This window comes from Azoarcus sp. L1K30 (genome assembly GCF_018122735.1).
In the GTDB taxonomy this organism is placed as follows: Bacteria; Pseudomonadota; Gammaproteobacteria; order Burkholderiales; family Rhodocyclaceae; genus Parazoarcus.
In genome coordinates this window covers 332,475-351,667 of sequence record NZ_JAGRRD010000001.1, presented here as the reverse complement: position 1 = coordinate 351,667, position 19,193 = coordinate 332,475, and the positions used below count along the sequence as shown (strand labels likewise).

The 19,193-nt window shown below is 64.9% G+C and carries 14 protein-coding genes; 7 read left to right on the top strand and 7 right to left on the bottom strand.

Going from position 1 to position 19,193, the window contains the following annotated elements:
* Position 1 precedes the first annotated feature (1 nt).
* From tssH to tssJ, 7 genes are all read right to left on the bottom strand, one after another.
* Positions 2 to 2,842, bottom strand: a complete 2,841-nt coding sequence (tssH, locus tag J5J83_RS01605; RefSeq protein WP_212344471.1) for a type VI secretion system ATPase TssH — start codon at positions 2,840 to 2,842, stop codon at positions 2 to 4.
* Positions 2,843 to 2,858: 16 nt separating this feature from the next.
* Entirely contained in the window at positions 2,859 to 3,932 is a 1,074-nt protein-coding gene (gene tssG / locus J5J83_RS01600; RefSeq protein WP_212344467.1) for a type VI secretion system baseplate subunit TssG, read from the bottom strand.
* A complete protein-coding gene (gene tssF / locus J5J83_RS01595; RefSeq protein WP_212344464.1) occupies positions 3,925 to 5,799 on the bottom strand; it encodes a type VI secretion system baseplate subunit TssF in 1,875 nt (624 codons plus the stop codon). The genes tssG and tssF overlap by 8 nt, the downstream gene beginning before the upstream one ends.
* A 106-nt stretch (positions 5,800 to 5,905) precedes the next feature.
* The gene (gene tssM / locus J5J83_RS01590) at positions 5,906 to 9,511 is read right to left on the bottom strand and encodes a type VI secretion system membrane subunit TssM (RefSeq protein ID WP_212344459.1); all 3,606 of its coding nucleotides are present in this window, start codon (positions 9,509 to 9,511) and stop codon (positions 5,906 to 5,908) included.
* Positions 9,508 to 10,818: a DotU family type VI secretion system protein gene (locus J5J83_RS01585; RefSeq protein ID WP_212344457.1), complete on the bottom strand. Its 1,311-nt coding sequence runs from the start codon at positions 10,816 to 10,818 to the stop codon at positions 9,508 to 9,510. The genes tssM and J5J83_RS01585 overlap by 4 nt, the downstream gene beginning before the upstream one ends.
* Before the next feature lie 63 nt (positions 10,819 to 10,881).
* Positions 10,882 to 12,222 (bottom strand): type VI secretion system baseplate subunit TssK, encoded by a 1,341-nt coding sequence (tssK, locus tag J5J83_RS01580; RefSeq protein WP_212344453.1) that lies wholly within the window; start codon positions 12,220 to 12,222, stop codon positions 10,882 to 10,884.
* Positions 12,223 to 12,380: 158 nt separating this feature from the next.
* Positions 12,381 to 12,899 (bottom strand): type VI secretion system lipoprotein TssJ, encoded by a 519-nt coding sequence (gene tssJ, locus J5J83_RS01575; protein WP_212344439.1) that lies wholly within the window; start codon positions 12,897 to 12,899, stop codon positions 12,381 to 12,383.
* Between the two features lie 275 nt (positions 12,900 to 13,174).
* Between tssJ and tssA the strand changes: the two genes are divergently transcribed.
* The 7 genes from tssA to J5J83_RS01540 all read left to right on the top strand — a co-directional run bounded on the left by tssA (position 13,175) and on the right by J5J83_RS01540 (position 19,073).
* Complete coding sequence (tssA, locus tag J5J83_RS01570) at positions 13,175 to 14,224, top strand: type VI secretion system protein TssA (RefSeq protein WP_212344437.1); 1,050 nt, start codon at positions 13,175 to 13,177, stop codon at positions 14,222 to 14,224.
* 38 nt (positions 14,225 to 14,262) lie between these two features.
* Entirely contained in the window at positions 14,263 to 14,817 is a 555-nt protein-coding gene (tssB, locus tag J5J83_RS01565) for a type VI secretion system contractile sheath small subunit (RefSeq protein ID WP_212344434.1), read from the top strand.
* A gap of 4 nt (positions 14,818 to 14,821) precedes the next feature.
* Positions 14,822 to 16,324: a type VI secretion system contractile sheath large subunit gene (tssC, locus tag J5J83_RS01560; RefSeq protein ID WP_212344432.1), complete on the top strand. Its 1,503-nt coding sequence runs from the start codon at positions 14,822 to 14,824 to the stop codon at positions 16,322 to 16,324.
* Between the two features lie 64 nt (positions 16,325 to 16,388).
* On the top strand, positions 16,389 to 16,874 hold the full coding sequence (locus tag J5J83_RS01555) for a type VI secretion system tube protein Hcp (RefSeq protein ID WP_212344430.1): 486 nt from the start codon (positions 16,389 to 16,391) through the stop codon (positions 16,872 to 16,874).
* Positions 16,875 to 17,079: 205 nt separating this feature from the next.
* Positions 17,080 to 17,943: an SH3 domain-containing protein gene (locus J5J83_RS01550; RefSeq protein WP_212344428.1), complete on the top strand. Its 864-nt coding sequence runs from the start codon at positions 17,080 to 17,082 to the stop codon at positions 17,941 to 17,943.
* 62 nt (positions 17,944 to 18,005) lie between these two features.
* Positions 18,006 to 18,443, top strand: a complete 438-nt coding sequence (locus J5J83_RS01545) for a DUF5675 family protein (RefSeq protein WP_212344426.1) — start codon at positions 18,006 to 18,008, stop codon at positions 18,441 to 18,443.
* Positions 18,444 to 18,506: 63 nt separating this feature from the next.
* Positions 18,507 to 19,073 (top strand): OmpA family protein, encoded by a 567-nt coding sequence (locus tag J5J83_RS01540; RefSeq protein WP_212344423.1) that lies wholly within the window; start codon positions 18,507 to 18,509, stop codon positions 19,071 to 19,073.
* Positions 19,074 to 19,193: the final 120 nt, after the last annotated feature.

Genomic DNA, 19,193 nt, shown 5'->3' with positions numbered 1-19,193 from the left:
CTCAAGCCACCGTTTCGTCTATCAACTGATTGCCGTCCCGTCCAGGAGCAGGCGCTTGCGCGCGCTCCAAGTCGATGCTGGCATCAAGCGCGTCTTCAGCCGCCACTTCGCGATCGCCATGGTCGAACGCAAGCGCGAAGCCGCCCTCGTCCGCAGACAGACGGACATCCACGATCGGCTGCCCATCCACCATCGCACCCAGGAAGGTCCGGCTGATCTCCGGCAGCACCGAATGGGTGAGCACGGCGTCGATCATCCGCCCGCCCGATGCCGCCACGTTGCACCGATCGATCACCAGCTGCACGGCGCGCTCGTCATACTCGAAGCGCGAGCCGTGTGCGCTCGTCACGCGGGCCCGGACGCGATCGAGCTGCAACCTGACGATGCGCGCCAGCGTGTCCTCCGAAAGCGGCACATAGGGCACCACAATCAGCCGGCCAAGCAGTGCAGGCGGGAACACCTCGAGCAGTTCGGTACGCAGTGCGTCGGCCAGCGCCTCGGGCTCGGGCTGCTGCGCCGGATCCTGGCACATGGCGGCAATCAGCTCGGTTCCGATATTCGAGGTCAGCAGGATCACGGTATTGCGAAAGTCGATCTCGCGCCCCTCTCCATCCTCCATGCGCCCCTTGTCGAACACCTGGTAGAAGATCTCGTGCACGTCCGGATGCGCTTTTTCCACTTCGTCCAGCAGCACCACGCTGTAGGGTCGGCGCCGCACCGCTTCGGTCAGCACCCCGCCCTCGCCGAAACCCACATAGCCCGGCGGCGCCCCTTTCAGCGTCGACACGGTGTGCGCCTCCTGGAACTCGCTCATGTTGACCGAAATCAGGTTCTGCTCCCCGCCGTACAAGGCTTCGGCCAGCGCCAGCGCGGTTTCTGTCTTGCCCACGCCGGACGGGCCGCACAACAGGAAGACACCGACCGGCTTGACCGGATCGGAAAGCCGCGCACGGGCCGTCTGAATCCTGCGCGCCACGGTTTCCAGCGCGTGGCGCTGCCCCACCACCCGCGCCTCCAGATGGTCGGCGAGTTCAAGCACGCTCTTGAGTTCATCGCGCACCATTCTGCCCACCGGAATACCGGTCCAGTCCGCCACCACCGTTGCCACCACCTGCTCATCCACCGCCGATGACACCAGCGGACACTCGCCCCGGATCAGCCTGAGCTGTGCCTCCAGCTCGATCAGATCGGCGCGACCCAGGCTCGGCGCGGCCTCCGGTTCATCGCACGAATGCACGCCCTCGTCGGACCCGGCCTGTTCGGGGCTGCCCGCGCCCTCTTTCGCGCTCGGGGGCGCCAGGAGCGACTTTCGCAGGCTGACGATACGCTCGACCAGTTCGCGCTCCTCGACCCAGCGCTGCTCGAGCGCATCCGCCTCTTCATTCAGGCCTGCCAGCACGGCGTCGATCTTCGCGATGCGCTCCGCATGGTCCAGGCCAACGGCACACTCCTGCAACAAGCGGGCGCGCTCCGTCGCATTGACCTCGATGCGCCGTTTTACATCTTCGAGCGCCGCCGGCATGGCGTTCAGGCTGATCGCAACCCGCGCCGAAGCCGTATCGAGCAAGGCGACCGCCTTGTCGGGCAGCTGGCGCGCGGGAATGTAGCGGTGGGACAGGCTCACGGCGGCCGCTACGGCCTCGTCCAGAATGCTCACCCCATGGTGTTTTTCCAGCGCAGCGACCACGCCCCGCAGCATGGCGGCGGCCTGCTCCTCGTCCGGCTCGTGCACCTGCACCACCTGGAAACGACGGGTCAAGGCAGGATCCTTCTCGATGTAGCGCTTGTATTCGCTCCAGGTCGTCGCCCCGACCGTGCGCAGCGTCCCGCGCGCCAGGGCCGGCTTGAGGAGGTTCGCCGCATCGCCGGTACCGGACGCCCCACCCGCGCCAACCAGCGTGTGGATCTCGTCGATGAACAGGATCACCGGACGCTCGGATTGCTGCACTTCCTCGATCAATTGCCGCAGGCGCTGCTCGAACTCGCCCTTCATGCTCGCACCGGCCTGCAGCAGGCCGATGTCGAGCGACCTCAGCTCGACATCGCGCAGGGGCGGCGGCACCTCCCCGCTCGCGATCCGCAGTGCAAAGCCCTCCGCCACCGCGGTCTTGCCCACGCCCGCCTCCCCGGTCAGGATGGGATTGTTCTGACGGCGCCGCATCAGGATGTCGATCACCTGGCGGATCTCATCATCGCGGCCAGTGACGGGATCGATTTCACCCGCACGCGCACGCGCGGTCAGATCGACGGTGTAGCGCTTGAGCGCCTCGCCGCGCCCCATGACCGCCGGCGCAGTCGCGCCCGCCGTCTCTCCCGGGGCCGCCAGCGCGCCGCCATAGGCCTGTTCCGCTGCGCCGCTCGCGTTCTCCGGACTGTTGGCGAGAAGCCCGGCAAGCTTGTCCCCGAGCGCGGTCGGATCGATGGCGGCGAACTCGCGCGACACCGACATCACGACCTCCCGCAGGCGGCGATCGGCGAGCAACGCGATTGCCAGATGGCTGCTGCGCACGGCAGATGCACCAAAGCGCACCGAAGCCTGTATCCACGCACGCTCGACCGCCAGATCGATGTCGCCGGACAGATCCTCGATGCCGTTCGCGCCCGCAGGCAGGCGCTCCAGCGACGCCAGCAACTGTGCGAGCAAACGTCCGTGATCGCATCCCGAAGCCTTCAGGATACGGTGCAGGTCACTATCGTCGAGCTGCAGCAACTGATAGAGCCAGTGGCTCAGCTCGACGGTCGGGTTGCCGCGCAGCTTGGCGAGCACCGTCGCCGCCTCGATCGCCTTGTACAACAGCGAGTTCAGTTTTCCAAACAGCGCAACTCGGCTGACTGTGGTCATGATGACTTCCTCTATTTCAGTGAATTTCTGACTGCGCGCCCGACGCGTCGGCGGGCCGCACGGCGCTGCCCGATCGCTCGCAATCGAGAACGAGATCCCCTCGGTCGGCTTCGTGGAGCCGCGTACCCAACCACGTCGTCCACCCCAATCGCTCCCCGCCCCCCAGCGCCGTCCTTGGCACCTCGTCGCGCCGCAGAACAAGTCGCAGGTCCCAGCTCAGTTCGAAGCCGATGTAGTTCCTCACCCAATCCCGGACGGCCCTATGCCAATCGCCCGCGGGCAGGAAGCGGCGGTATTCGGCGATGGACAAGGGCCCGGCATGAAGGCGGAAACGATGCCGCCGGTCGGGCACCCGCGCGCCGCACACGGCCCCAGTCCCCAAGCCCGAATGTGCCGCCACCGAGCCCAGCGCCGACTGATCCTCCGGTGCCAGCTCAAGCCAATGTGCCACCCACTCCTCGACGCGGAACGGACAGCCGAAATAGCTCGAGAGAATGGATTTCAATCCTTCCGGGTTGCGTGTCGTCCGCACCAGATGCCCGGCCATGAAGCGCCTCGCCCGATCGGGAACGGCGTCGCGCCCGGTAGCGGCCGCTTCGCCATAGCCGATGAGGCTCGCGACGTAGGTTCCGAATCGGTCCTCATCATCCCGGTCCAGGCTGGCGGCGGACTGCGAACTGGCCCACGCGCGGTAAAAGAGCATGGCGAAGCGGTGATGGAACATGTCGACGAAGGCGCACAGCGACTCATCCTTGTCGAGCGCACTCAGGCTGCGCACATGCTCGGTCAGATGCAGCGGCAAAGGGCCGTTCGGCCCGAAGAGCCCGAACCCGAGCTGCTCGATCCGGACACGCCCGGCACGGTCATGGCCGAAGCCCGAGACCGCAGCGGGGGCAAACTGCAGGGATGGCGGCTGGCTCACCCGGATCGACTCGTCACCCGGCCGGAACGCCCTGCCGAAGCGCGGTTTGTCCGAATGCCGGGCATCGAACCAGCGCAGCGCGTTGAACCAGTCCACCCGCCACGGCTCGGACTCCAGCACACGCCGATACGGAATCTCGCCCGCGCGGACCGCGCGTGATTCAGACATCGGGACGTCCTCCCCAGCGCGGCGGCCATTTCGCCAGACTGCCTCTGGTCGTGCTCACCAACTCGAGCTCACAGAACATGTTCATCGACACATGACGCGACAGGAACTGCTCGAGCACGGCACCAAACAGATAGGGACTGCCACCGGCGAAGGGCTGCTCATCGACCGTGACCGACACCGCCACTCCCCGCCCGAACACCAGCGGGCCGCTGACCGGCAGGCGACGGTTGACTGCGCGCGTGTCGGTGGCGGTGATCGAATCGGCCTGGCGCGCCACCACCGGGTCTGCCAGCGTCGCATACAGACCCAGCAACTCACGCAGCAGGCCCGCGCCGCTGGCCGGATCCATGTCGCGCAGCGCCAGATAGTTGAGCGACAGGTGACTGATCAGGCGCCAGGTCATTTCGCGCTCGGCGACCGGGTTGCGCGGCCGCGTCGGCCCCTTGATCAACCGTCCATGAACCGGCAGTCCGGCATCGACCTCCAGGCGCAGCACGTCCCCGGTCGGCAGCAACAAGGGCAAATCCCGGTTGGTCAGCAACAGATCGACGGTGAGCTGGTCGATGCGCTCGGGCCACGGCGCCTCCCTGGTATCGACCAGCGACAGATAGACCTCCGAACCCAGGTAGCCCGAGCGCCCCCCGCTGCGCTTGGCCGGCTCTGAAATCCGCCTGGGGGCACGTCTCACGGAGAAGAAAGCCTCGCCCGTACCACTGCAATCGGGCGCGATGTAATGATAGAAGGGACGGAATGTTCGCACCGGGTCATTGCCACGATCGAAACCATCGACCGCGTCGACGCGATAGACCTCGAAATCCAGTGGCCGGGTGCGGTCGGCCACCACATGGTGCTCCAGCGTCTCCGGCCCGACCAGGAGCCGGTTTCCCGGTGCGGGAAACAGATTGATGACCGGCACGCAGTTGAGTTCGAAGTCCTTGCGGCTGACCTGCAGTCCCAGCGTCGCAGGATCGCAATCGAGCAGGATCAACAACTCGAAGTGGGCCTCGTCGATCCGCCGCAGCCCCTTGGCCAGGCCCGACAGCGAAAAGAACAGGTAGCGCCGCGGGAAGGCAAAATACTCGTGCAGCAGCCGGTAGCCCTGAAACACGCGACTGTCCGTCGGCAGCAAGGCCTGATCGGCACCGAAGCCTTCCGGCCTGATCGCGCTTCGACCCAGCACCGTTCGTACGCCACGACCGAAACGCTCCCTGACGACGACGCCCAGTCCATGCGCGACGACGGCCTCGTACAAGGTACTGGCGTCCGGCTCTTCCGCAGCGATGTGGAACGTCAGGCGATCGGGACACCCACGCAATGCGGGGTCGTTCTGACGGTATCGCAACTGCAGGCGAATGACGCCCTTCACCGGCTCCGTGCCTTCGAGCCGCAGATTACCCAAGTCCTCGCCCGGCAGTTCGGCCGTGGCATCGAGCATGTCGATCGGCCACACCTCGACATCCTGGCCGGTGGTGAAGGTACACGGTGTCTGCGTCCCGGGCACCGCCGCAGTACTGACACGAGTTGCGCGCGGAATCAGCATCCCGCCCGACTGCTTGTCCTCGCCCTGCTGCTCGTCCGGCACCATCTGGACGATCGCCATCGATGGCGTCGGCGCGAGGTAGTGCGGGTAGACCACCTCCAGCAGGCGCTGGGAAAAGCGGGGAAACTCGGCATCGAGCTTCACGTGGATACGCGCCGCGAGGAAGGCAAAGCCCTCCAGCAGGCGCTCCACGTAGGGATCGGCCACGGTCTCGCCCTGCATGCCGAGGCGGGACGCGACCTTCGGGAAGGCGGCGGCGAACTCGCTCCCCATCTCCCTCAGGTAGCCGAGCTCCTTGTTGTAATAGTCGAGAAATTCCGAATTCATACAGGACCGCCCAACGCTGACACGATCGGGCACTTCGAACGAATGCTGTTGCGGCCCCGCCCCTGCCGCACCGGCACCGAGTGCCCGCCACGACGGGAAGCCACGCTCACAGACCTGTCGGACATTTGAACTCCCTCATTTCCTTCAGGCGGAACGGATTCTTCACACTGCTGGCAGCAATCTCGAAAGTCGCATGGCGGCCACCGACGTCGAGCACTGCCCGAAAACGCTCGGGGCTGTCGCCAGCGATGATTTCCGCTTTGTCCAACAGCCTGTGCAGCGCCCATGGCCCGTCGACGACCAGACCCGACGACTGCCCCGCCAGCGCGGGCTCCATGGCCACCCGGATCTGGTTGCTGCCCTTGGGGCCGGGCCACCGCAGCGTGTGGCCGACCTGCGGCCCGTGCTGGTAACGCACAACCTGTCCATCCACATCCAGTACCAGGCTGGTGATCGACGCATCCATCACGATGGGTTTGATGATGACGGTCACCGTCGGCGCCCCCGAGCCACTGCGGAAGAACACGTCCTTGATGACGTCCGCGCGCTCGAATGCACTCAACGCGCCCCCCGCACCAAGCCCCCCCTGAGCGCCGGGACGCAATCTCCATGGGTTGGTCGAGGCATCGACGAAGGGCGCGAGTTCAGTCTGAAAATAGCTGTCGAACATGCCGCCAGGACCGAACAGACGGGTAAAGTCGCCCACCGCCACCTCGCTGGACACCCCTTGCGCAAACGGATAGCGCCCCTCGATCGCCTCGCGGCAACTGCGCGTGACGGTGCCGACCAACTGCTTGCTCTTGGCCACGCGGGTTTCACGTGCCACCAGCGTGGCCCCCGAGTTCGCGAGCGTCTCCAGCAGGCGCCGTCCCGGCTGCGGCAGGCGTGCGGCATCGGCCTGCAGGCGCGCCGGCAGATCGCTGCTCGGGGGCGGGTAGCCGCCTGCCCGCGCGGCCTCGGCCGAACTCAGCAACAGATACAACTCGGACAGACCCTGGGCTGAGCCCCCCAATGCGGCAGAACCGTCCGTCCCCGTGCCCACGGACCGGCGCAGGGACTCGAAGCGATTGTCCACGATCAGTTCGGGGCGCTCGGCCGGGCCGATTCTTCCGGGCAGCGCGCTGGGCCCCACGATCCGGGTCACATCGTCGCTGGTCGCCTTCGCCGTGCGCCGCACGCGGTCGAGCATCGAATACTCGGCGCGGGCATCGTTCTTGTCCTGCTTGAGCAGGGTCGTTTCGCGCACGACCGCAAGCATCAGCCGGGACAATGGCGAATCCGGCGACGAGAGAATCCTCGCAAGCTCGGTTGCCGCGCTGAGTGTGGTCGGCGCAACGATGTCGACATCGTCGAGAAACTGTTCCCAACGCGCGACGTAGTCCCACATGTACAGACGCTTGACCTCCAGCGCCAATTCGCCGCTGGCCAGTGCCTCGGCGCGGTCCTTGGCATTTTTCTCGGAAACGCCCAGCACCCACGATTCATCCTTGCCGACGTAGCGCAGGACATTCGCGACCTCTTTCTCGAACAGTTCGTGGTAGCCGCGGTAGGTGTACAGCGAAGCGACCCCGTCGGTGAGCGGGCGCCCGCTCACCCGGCGGAAAACGGTCGGCGCGCCGGGCCCGACCGTGCCGCCCACCGAGAAATCGGGCAGTGCATTCTTCGTCAATGCGCGTACCAGACGCCGATAGGTTCGTTGCGCCGACGAGTACTGCGACAGCCTGGCCCGGGTCGATGCCACCAGCGCATCATTCACCGCCGTCCCCGAGGCGACGCTACCGAGGCTGGCCAGCGCGCTGACGTGGCGCTCGAGCGCTGCCCGCTCGCCGGCAGCGGCACCGGCAGGCATGTTGTAGTCCCAATCGGCCATGACGAAGGCCTTGAATTCGTCGGCGTTGAAATGGGCGGGGTCGTGCAGCATCAGGTAGGCCTTGAGAATCTCGTAGGCGAACTCGAGGTCCTCGACCGCCACCGTCCTGAGCAGATTCTCAAGGCGTACGTTCAAGGCAGGCGCAAGACGCTCCCGCAGCAATGCCTCGTACACCGGACGCGCGCCGGCCTGCAGCTTGTCTCCCTGGTACAGACCGAAGGTCCACGCAAGCAGAGGCTGGGCCACCGGGAAGGCCGTGGCATCGGCAACCGATTCGGCTTCGGAAAGCGTACCCAGCAGCGCATAGAGATTGCCGTCGACCTCTGGCGAGAGCGCCTGCAAATGGGCTTCGAGACGTGCCGTCTTGCTATCGACCTCGGCAAGGTAGGCAAGGTTATTGCGATAACTCACCGTCCAGGCTGCCAGCGCACCGACGAGCAGGACGGCACTGAGGCCATATGCAGAGATCGCAAGCAGACGCTGCCGACGGCTCACACGCCGGTTCTTCCCCGCCAGGTGCGCCTCTTCGAAGACGACATGCGTCAGCAGCTCGTTCAGGAAATAGCTTTTCCCCTGACCGGCCACGCGCCGTTCGGGACGCGGCGCCGGCGCCCCCATGATGGAGAGCACCCTGTCGAGCGGCGTGCCCTCCTGGGTTCCGCTGGTGAAATACACCCCTCTGAGCAGCGGCGCACTGGAGAACCTCGAATCGGCGAACACGGCCGCCGCAACCTCGCCGATCACATCGCACAGCAAGGCAAACTGCTGCGGAAACGAATAGATGAGCGCGCGTCGGCCCAACTCCGGCTCGCCCTGCAGCGTGTCGACCAGGCCCTCGTGCACGCGCTTCTTGAGCAAAGCGAGCTCGCCATTGATCGCGTCGGCATCCAGCACATTGACGGCGCCATCGGCATAGGGCGCGGTAAAACCCCACACCTGCTCGCGCCCGCTGCGATCGAGCGCGGCAAAATACTCGTCGAAACCGGACAGCAGGTCGCACTTGTTTACCAGCAGATACACCGGGAACTCGATGCCAAGATCGTTACGCAGCTCGTCGAGCCGCATCCGCAGCGTCTCGGCATGGGCCTTGCGCGCTTCGACACTGGCATCGAGCAGTTCCGACACGGAAAGCGTGAGCAGGACACCATTGAGTGGCTGGCTCGCGCGCGTCTTGCGCAGAAGCCCCATGAAGCTCTGCCATTCGGCCTTGTCCGCCTCGGCATCGGTTTCATGCGTCGTATACCGACCAGCGGTATCGATCAACACCGCTTCGTCGGTGAACCACCAGTCGCAATGGCGTGTGCCGCCAACGCCCTTTACCGCCCCCTTGCCATGCGACTTGGCCAATGGAAACGACAGCCCCGAATTGAGCAATGCGGTGGTCTTTCCTGCCCCCGGCGCGCCGATGATGATGTACCAGGGCAACTCATACAGGTAGCGTCCGCCCCCCATCAAGCGCGACACGAACGAAGTGCCGCCTTTCGCAAATCGCGCATGGCGCAGAATCTTCAAGGCATCGTCGAAGCGCTGGCGGAGCATGCGCGCCTCGTCCGACTCGTCGGCGCGCGTGGGCAGCAAGGTATTTCTCAAGCGGTCCGCAATCCGCGCATTGGTCGCCCCTTTGCGCCACCTGCGCACGAAGTAGCGCAGCACGAAATACGCGACCAGGACGACAATCGTCCAGATACGGGCCGACACGCTCTCGAGCGGGCGAATCTCGCCGAAGGCCACGATCGGGCCGACGAACCAGATCAGCAGGGATGCAAACACCACCCCGACCACGGTCCAGAACGCACGCGACAGCAATGCCGAAAGCATGCGGCGAAACAGGGAATAGATCATTGCGCGGCCTCCGCGGCAGGCAAGGCTGCGACGTTGATCTGGCGATGAATCTCTTCGGCCGACAGCATCAGCGTCAGCACCACGCGACGATTGCGCGCGCGCCCCTCCGCAGTGTCATTCGACGCCACCGGGTCGGCCTCGCCGCGACCTTCGGTTCTGACCCGGCCACGCACCGCAAGGCGGGCGTCAAGCAGCTCGCCCACCGCACGGGCACGCGCCTCGGACAGGTGCCAGTTCGAAGGAAAGCGAACGCTTCGCATCGGCCGGCTGTCCGTATAGCCGCTCACCAGAATGCTGCCACCCACTTCGTTGAGCGCATCGACAATCCGGGCGAACACGGGCAAGTAGCGCGCCTGGATGTCGACGCTGCCCGAATCGAACAGGCCATCGCCCACCAGCGTAATGACGCTTCGGTCGGCCAGATCCTCCACCTCGAGCATGCGGGCACGGATCTCGGCTTCGAGAAAGCGGCGCAGCCGCGGCGGTGGCGGCTCGCTCACCGCCTTCAGCTCGGGGCGCGGAATGTCGAGCCCCGCCAGCCGCGCAAACAGCGCATCGGACGGTGGCGCAAGCGAAAACACGAACCACATGAAGGCCAGAAACGCAAGAAACGCGCAAATGCTCGCAACCACCCAGGCCGGAACCAGGCGCCAGGTGTCGCGCGTGGTCGCCACACCTTCCCAATGGGGGGACAAGCGACGGTCATAGCCCGCCGATCCGGCGCCCAGCAGACCGGCAACCCGGCGCTTCAGGATTTCGAGCTGCGAGTGGCCGTTCTCGACCACACGGAACTTGCCCTCGAACCCCAGCGCGTTGCAGTAGTAGAGCAACTCGATCAGGTTGTGATGTCGTTCGGGATTCTGGGCCAGGCGGGCAAGCAACTGGTAGTACTTCTCCCCCCCCCAGGTCTCGTTGTGGAAGGTCACAAGCAGGCTGTGACGTCCCCACACCCCCTGGCTCCCCCAGGGCGTCTGCGCCGCCATCTCGTCAAGTGCAGTGCACAGGCAGTAGCGCGCACCGATGACCTCCTCGCGCGAGACATTTGCCGCCAGCGCACGCTGCTCGAACGCACGCAACTCGTGAAGCAGTCGCTCGCGCAGCGTACCGGGGTCATCCAGCTTGGTGACGGTCGGAATGCGGGACAACAGGTTCAACAACTTGTCTGCCGCCGCGACGAGCGGATTGTCGCTCCACGACGGCAGACTCACCGGCTCGCCATCTTGACGATGGGTCGGGCCGCGGCTTTCGTGCCGCTGCCCCCCCGGTACGCTGCCATCCAGCCCGAAAAGAAGACTATTCTGAGTCACGGCCGGGCGCCTCCAGCCGTGATTGCAACAAGACTCAACCGAACATCCATGTGTTTCTGTGCCTCAGCCCTGGCGCCGGATCGCCCAGCATTCGAGTTCCAGTGACGGGAAGTCACCCGCGATGTGCAGGGCCACTCCTGCGCTGCGTTCGAGCTCTTTCCACAATTCGTGGTGTGTATCGAGTTCGAAATACTGATAGCCCGCGTGATAGGGCAACTCCCTTGGCGCCACCGGCAGCGGCTTCAGGCGAACGCCCGGCAGGTGCAGATTGACCAGATCCCGGATCTTCTCGACCGTGCCGACCTTCACCTGCGTCGGGAACTGCGACTGGAGCTGCTCCGGCGGCATGTTTGCGTGCGCGGCGAGGACAAAAGAAGCGGTCTTGAACAACAAGCGGTCCGGGACAAGCGCGGTCCAGATCCCGTACTTGCGCTCCTCCAGCGCGATACGCAGTGCGGTCTGCTCGAGCACAAGCGCGAGCGCCCGCCGCAGGTCGACCATCACGGGTCCGAAGCAGGCCTGCAGATCGTCATGTCGATAGGCCGGGTAGGTATTCGGTCGCCGGTTCGGGTTTGAAAATACCGACAGTTCGCCGACGAGTCGCAGCAGTTCGGAAAAGAGGCGTTCCGGATGCACGACCTCGCTCTGATTCAGATGCAGCATGAACGGCAGCCAGTGATTCACCAGCTTCAGCAACAGGAAATCACCGATTTCGGATACCCCGCCCCTGCCCGCGGACGACACGCGCAGCGCCAAGGCCTCGCCACGCTGCCCGAGCAGCCCCGCCACCTCGCGAACATAGCCGTCCAGGATGGCATGCTGCCTGCAACTCAGCATCGGCGGCACATAGTCGTGGTCCAGGTTCACCTGGTTGTTGGCAAGCCGCTCACGCACGCGCACCACGCCGAGCGTGCTCCAGCCCGCGGGCACATCGGGCTCCAGCAAGAGCCTGAAACGCGCTCTCGAGGTCTGGATCTCTGCCCCCGCCTGCCCCATCGCATTGGCGTCGGCAACCTCCTCCAGCCGCGCAACGAAGCGCGCATTACTCTTGGGATCGTCGTCGAAGATGAGCGCTTCGCTGCCCTCCCGCACCGGCGGCAGCGCCAGGCAGACCTTCACGTCGCGCGCGCCCGACGGAATATCGATCGCCAGTCCGTCAGCCCCATCCGCCGGCAGCGAAAAAGGCAGCCCGTCGGGCAACACACCCCGGGCACGACGTACCGCAACGCACCCCAGACCCAGGGCATCGTCATCGATCTCCAATTCGACGAACCCCCACTGGAAGTCACCCAGAGCCGAGACACGAAGGTGCGCATAGGCCTCCAGGTAACGCTCCTGCTGCTGAAAATGCTGGGGACGCAGAAACATCCCCTCTGACCAAACCACCTTGTGCCTGAAACTCATACCTATCCCGCACGCATCCCGAACAGCGCGCCACCGCGTCGCTGATTGGACAATTGAGCTTTCCCGCCCGCCCCCTCGATGCGACAGTCCGCAACGGGGGCGCCACACAACGTGCAAAGCGGGCACTTGAAATCGACCGGACAACCGCGCTCAGGCAGTCATTTCGTTGTTTCCCTGATCGTCACTGCTCGCTCCCCGACGAGAACGTCGTACTTGCGCTCGGGCGACACGCCGTCCGACCACAGCCTGCCTGCGTAGTACGGCGGCGGCAGCACCGCCACGTCGCGCCACACCGAGCGTTCGACATCCCTGTAGCCCGCCACGACACCGATGTAACGGGCGCCCAGCGTCGCCAACCGCCGGACCACCCTGATTTCACCCGGCATCATCGAGAAGCCCTGTACGTCGATGACCTCCGCATGGGGGGCAGCCCCCTCATCGCCCAGCAGCGTGAAGATATCCGCAGAGCGGAAGAACCCCCGGTCGGCCAGCTCGAACACCTTCACGACAACCGGTGACGGCCGCCCCAGCTCGGTTGGATTCAGGCGCTCGGACGCCACGATGGTCAGCTCGAACGGCACCGGGAGCTCCTTGCGTACGCTGCCGGAACACGCACTCAGCACCAACGCCAACAGCATCCACCCCCATGCCGAGGGATTCGAAAATCCAGATTTCATACCCGATACCGCACCAGTTCGAACGACGCCGAGAGCATATCCAACACGTCCGCAAATAGCAACATTTCATATCACCTTGGTATATCCTTTAAGCATTGTCACTTGACATGTTGATAGCGTCGAATTCAGAATCCGCACCCTGATACACATTTATCATTTCGTTACCGAACAACAATGCGTGCCATGAGCCCCAAAGTGAGTCATCGAGCGCGGCACACATGCCCCGACCTGGCGGCTGACGCCGTCTCGCGCCTCCTCCACGGAGAGAGATCCCAATGAGCGAATCGATCGCCTCGATCTTCGCCCCCACCATCCTGGGTGACGTGGTTGCCGACGGCAGCGCATGCGGTCCGGACCTGGAATACACGCCGCGCTTCGCCGCCTTCTTCGATCTCGCGCTGGCGCGCCCGGAACAGCAACTCGGCGACAGCACCCTGCCGGCCTACGAGCCCGACTGGCGCAATGTCCTCAAGACCGGCACCTCGCTGCTGGCCGAAACGCGCGACCTGCGGATTGCCGCCGCCGTCGTCCTCGCCGCCACGCATGTTCATGGCATCCCGGGGCTGTGCCAGGGGCTCCACGTCGTGGCCGAGCTGTTGTCTCGATACTGGACCGAAATCCACCCCGGACTCAGCTTCGACGGGGAATACGACCCCCTGCCCAGGGCCAACGCCGTCGCCGCACTCGCCGACCCTGGCGGCCTCATCCGCGCGTTGCGCCAGGCCACCCTGATGGAAAGCCGGATCGGCGTCATCACCGTGGATGACGCCGAAGCCGTGCTGCGCGGGCTGCAATTGCCCACGGGCGCAAAGGTCGGTTCGCTCGACCAGCTCACCCGCATCATCGACGCCGAGCGCCAGGGCAACGACGAGCGCTTCGCCGCCATCGCGAAGGCGGCCGATACCCTTGAACACATCGAAGCCCGGTGGCGCGCGCAGGTCGAAGCAGAATACTGGCCCGACCTCTCACGCCTGCATGACATGCTGGCTCGGCTCAAGCGCGCGACAGGTGGCGGCGTCGCGCATGACGACGCGCCCGCCGACGCCCTGCCCGATGCCGCCAGCACCGCCAATGCCGCCGACTCCCAGGTATCCCGGAACGCAAGGTCGGTACTCGGCGACATCTCCAGCCGGGCCGACGCCTTCCGCGCGCTGTCGCTCGCCAGGCGCTACTTCGAAGAACACGAACCCTCGCATCCCGCGCCCCTGCTGATCCGGCGCATCGAGCGTCTCGCCGACCTCGACTTCATCGAAATCATGGCCGAGCTCGCCCCCGAAGGCATGACGCAACTCAAGCAACTCGCGGGTTCGAGTGCCGGCAACTGATCTTCCCCCACTTCAGACAACCAGACAGGAAGCACACCATGGCAACGCGTAATGACGTAGCGAAAGGCAAGAGCGGCCAGAAGTTCATCGGCCGCAACCGCGCCCCCCGGGTGCAGATCGAATACGACGTCGAACTCTACGGCTCGGAAAAGAAGGTGCAGCTCCCATTCGTCATGGGCGTCATGGCCAACCTCTCCGGCAAGCCTGCCGAGGCGCTGCCGGCGGTGTCCGAGCGCAAGTTTCTCGAGGTCGACATCGACAACTTCGACGACCGCATGAAAGCGGTCAAACCGCGGGTCGCCTTCCCCGTCTCCAACACCCTCACCAACGAAGGTGAAATCGCCGTCGATATTACCTTCGACAGCATGGACGACTTCTCCCCCGGCGCCGTCGCGCGCAAGGTCGAACCGCTGCGCCGTCTGCTCGAAGCGCGTACCGAGCTCAACAACCTGCTCAGCTACATGGACGGCAAGAGCGGCGCAGAAAACCTGCTCGCCGAAGTCCTGCGCGACCCCACCCTGCTCAAGGCCCTCGCCGGCCTTCCGCGCGCCAACCCACCTGCACCGCAGGACGACAAGGACCAGGAGAGCTGATCCCATGCGCCAAACCGATACCCTGACTGACCTCCAGCAAGAGACCACCACGAGCGGCTCCGATCTGGCCATGCTGCTCGAGAAGGAGTTCAAGCCCAAGTCCGACGAACAACGCACCGCTGTCGAAGGCGCCGTGCGCACGCTTGCCGAGCAGGCACTGGGCTCGGCAGTCACCTTCTCCGGCGACGCCTACCGCTCCATCGAGGCCATCATCGCCGAGATCGACCGCAAGCTCAGCGAACAGATCGACCACATCATCCACCACCCCGAGTTCCAGCAACTCGAATCGACCTGGCGCGGCCTGCACTATCTGGTCAACAGCACCGAAACCGACGAGATGCTCAAGATCCGGGTCATGAACATCTCCAAGAAAGAGCTGCATCGCAACCTGCGGCGGCACAAGGGGATCGGCTGGGATCAGGGCCCGATCTTCCGCCGCATCTATGAAGAGGAATACGGCCAGCTCGGCGGCGCCCCCTACGGCTGCCTGGTCGGCGACTACCACTTCGATCACAGCGCACCGGATGTCGAACTCCTCGGCGAAATGGCCAAGATCTCGGCCGCCGCGCACTGCCCCTTCATCGCCGGCGCCGACCCCGCGGTCATGCAGATGAACTCCTGGCAAGAGCTCGCCAACCCGCGCGACCTCACCAAGATCTTCGAGAACACCGAATACGCGCCTTGGCGCAGCCTGCGGGCCACCGACGACTCGCGCTACATCGGCCTCGCCATGCCGCGCTTCCTCGGCCGCCTGCCCTACGGCGCCAAGACCAACCCGATCGACGACTTCGACTTCGAGGAACGCACCGAGGGGGCGGACCACAGCAAGTACCTGTGGGTCAACGCCGCCTACGCCATGGCGGTCAACATCAACCGCAGCTTCAAGTACTACGGCTGGGCCACCTCGATCCGCGGGGTCGAATCCGGCGGTCTGGTCGAAGACCTGCCCTGCCACACCTTCCCCACCGACGACGGCGGCGTCGACATGAAGTGCCCCACCGAGATCGCCATCTCCGATCGACGCGAGGCCGAGCTGGCCAAGAACGGCTTCATGCCGCTGGTCCATCGCAAGAACACCGACGTTGCGGCGTTCATCGGCGCGCAGAGCCTGCAAAAGCCTGCCGAGTACTACGACCCCGACGCCAGCGCCAACGCCCATCTGGCCGCGCGCCTGCCTTATCTCTTCGCCTGCTGCCGCTTCGCCCACTACCTGAAGTGCATCGTGCGCGACAAGATCGGCTCGTTCAAGGAGCGTGACGACGTCCAGCGCTGGCTCAACGACTGGATCATGAATTACGTCGATGGCGACCCGTCGAACTCGAGCCAGGAAACCAAGGCACGCAAGCCGCTTGCTGCCGCCGAAGTCGTCGTCGAAGAAGTCCCTGACAACCCGGGCTACTACGGGGCCAAGTTCTTCCTCCGTCCCCACTATCAACTCGAGGGCCTGACCATGAGCCTGCGGCTCGTATCCAAGCTGCCCTCGGTGAAGGAATCGTCCGCAAGCTAACGCATATCGGGCACCCCGATTGGCCTGGCCAATTACACCAACCTGACTTTACAGGAGCTATCAAATGGCATCATTGCAGGACTTCTACATCAAGATCACCGGCATCGACGGTGAATCCAAAGACTCCAAACACGCCGGCTGGATCGACGTCCTGTCGTTCAACTACGCCGTGTCGCAGTCCTCGTCGGTGTTCACCGGCGGCGGCGGCGGCGTCGGCAAGGCCAACTTCGACGCCATCACCTTCACCCACTACGTCGACAAGGCCACGCCCAACCTGATGCAGTACTGCGCATCGGGCAAGCACCTGAGCTCGGTCGAAGTGTCGTGCTGCAAGTCGGGTGACGGCTCGCAGGAATACATGCACATCACCCTGACCGACTGCATCATCACCTTCGCCGGACCGTCGGGCACCACCGATACCGCGCGCGTGCTCGAAAACGTCTCCATCTCGTATTCGAAGATCAAGGTCGAGGTCAAGGAACAGAACGCCGACGGCTCGATGGGCGCCTCGGTGACCGGCACCTGGGACGTCAAGCAGAACATGGCTTGATCGACACCAGCCGCCGCCAGCGGTCGACGCGTGCAAGCGCGCCGGCCGCGGGCGGCGGCATTCGCATGCCCAGGCGCCCGTTTTCCCTACGACGAATGAAAGTACGCCCCCGCTCCGCACAGAACATCGAAGATGCGTCCACGCAGCGTTTTCGCGATGGCGCCGAACGCACACCCCCTCAACCCGGATTCAATACGGACGCTCAATGATGCGATCGATCACAGCCCGGACCCTGGCAATAGCCGGTCTGGTCCTGGCAACAGCAAGTCTCCCCGGCCCTGCCACTGCGGCAGCTGGCAGTCCTGTCACTACAGCGCAGGTTGCGGTACTCGACGTCCACCCGGGCAGCGAAGATCGCATCCGCGTCAGCGGCACGATCGAGCTCGACGGCTATCTGCAGGCCTACTGGTCGCCCGCCCCCGATGCGGTCACGGGCATTCAGGAAAAGCGGCTGTCCTTCCGCTTTCATGCCGAGGCGGACGCGATCAACCGCCTCCCGCACCTTGCCGACCCGGTCCTTGACGCCCGTATCCGCCAGGATGCAAGACACTTCGACATTTTTGCCTCGATCGACCCCAAGTCCGCGCAACCTGCGTATTTCTCAGCCGCTTCGGGCGAGGCCCTGTTGCGGGCCACTTTTCCGCCGGCGCAGATTCCCGAGTCATTTCTGCGCTACCAGGAAGGCACCGTCCTGATCAGGGGAAGGCTCAACGCCGGCAACATCCTCTCGGCCGTCGACTGCGACCGCACGCACTACTACATCGACCTTGCCGCCTTCACCCCGGACGGCTCCAAGGTGCTCACCGCGCTGCCCGAAGCCCTGGCGAGCGGCGATCAGGGCTGCGCCATGCTGCCGCCACAGCGCCTGCTGATCGTGTCCGCCGCAAATCGACCGGTACCGATCTTTGCCCGTCCCGATGCCGGAAGCCCCGTTCTGGGTACCCGTTATCCCGGCACCACTGTCGACAAACTGTCCACCTACGACGACCGCTGGATCGAAATCTCGCTCCCGTCGGCCAATCCCGCGCGCGGATATGTCATGCGCGACCAGGTGGCGGAACCCGACTGACCCCCGGCGCCGTGCGCACTTTTCCGCACGGCAACAACCGACCCTCAAGTAAGCACTCGACCATGGCAAACACCCTCATCAGAATCGTCCGCAAGTGGCAGACCGCTCAGTCCACCATCTCCGAATACAGCGTCGACGGTGGCGACCTCAAGGGCTTCATTCTCGAACGTCCGGGCCCGGACTCGAGCACGCCGAACCTGCGCCTGCGCATCCCGGAAGGCACCTACCAGATGCGTTGGCACGACTCCAGCCTCAGCGGCGTCGCCCCCTACAACCCCGTCCCGCACCTGTTCAACGCCGTCGTGCCGCAGAGCCGCTATATCCTCATGCACAACGGCAACTACCCCGAGAACACCGACGGCTGCCTGCTGGTCGGCAAGACCCGGGGCACCGACTTCGTCTCCAACAGCGTCGCCGCGCTGAACGCACTGAAGGACTTCCTGAACGGCGTCGACATCGATCAGGTGAATGTCATCGTGTCGTCGATGTACTCGAACTAGGCCCAACGGCCGCCCCCGTCCGCACCATACGCCGCCATCATCCCTTTCCGGAGTAGATTACCCATGCTGTCCCTCGCCAAGATTCTTCCCGCGCTCGCGCTGTCGCTCGTCCTGAGTGCCTGCGTCACCACTCAGCCCGTGGCCGAACCCGAGCCCGCCCCCGAGGTCAAGCCCGATCCCGCCGCGGAGGCCATGGCTCAGTGGCAGCTCGAACGCCTCGAAGCCATCGAAGCCCTGCGCCGCGATCCCCACCTGAGCGTCACCGAGCTCGGCAACAAGGACGTGCTGGTCCAGATCCGCTCGGCTCAGACCTTTCGCACCGCCACCGTCAAGCTCAACGACAAGCTGCTGCCGGTGCTCGAACACATTGCCGCAAGCCTTGCCCCGCGCAAGGCACTGGCGCTTCTGGTCATCGGCCATACCGACAATCTCGGCAGCCCCGAACGCAACATCAACCTGTCGACCGAACGCGCCAAGGCCGTCAGCGAGGCTCTGATCGCGCTCGGCATCGAGGAATCGCGTGTCGCCTTCGAAGGCCACGGCGAAGCCGAGCCGATCGCCCCCAATGACTCGCGCGAAGGCCGCGCGGTCAACCGCCGGGTAGACATCCTCATCCGCCCGGCCCTCTGAGACCTCGCACCAACGACAGAACGGGCGCGCCAAGGCGCGCCCGACCGACAACCTCGTCGAGCACATTCATCCATGAACCGTCTTCTCATAGCCCACACCCCGCTGGGCGACGCGCTGTGG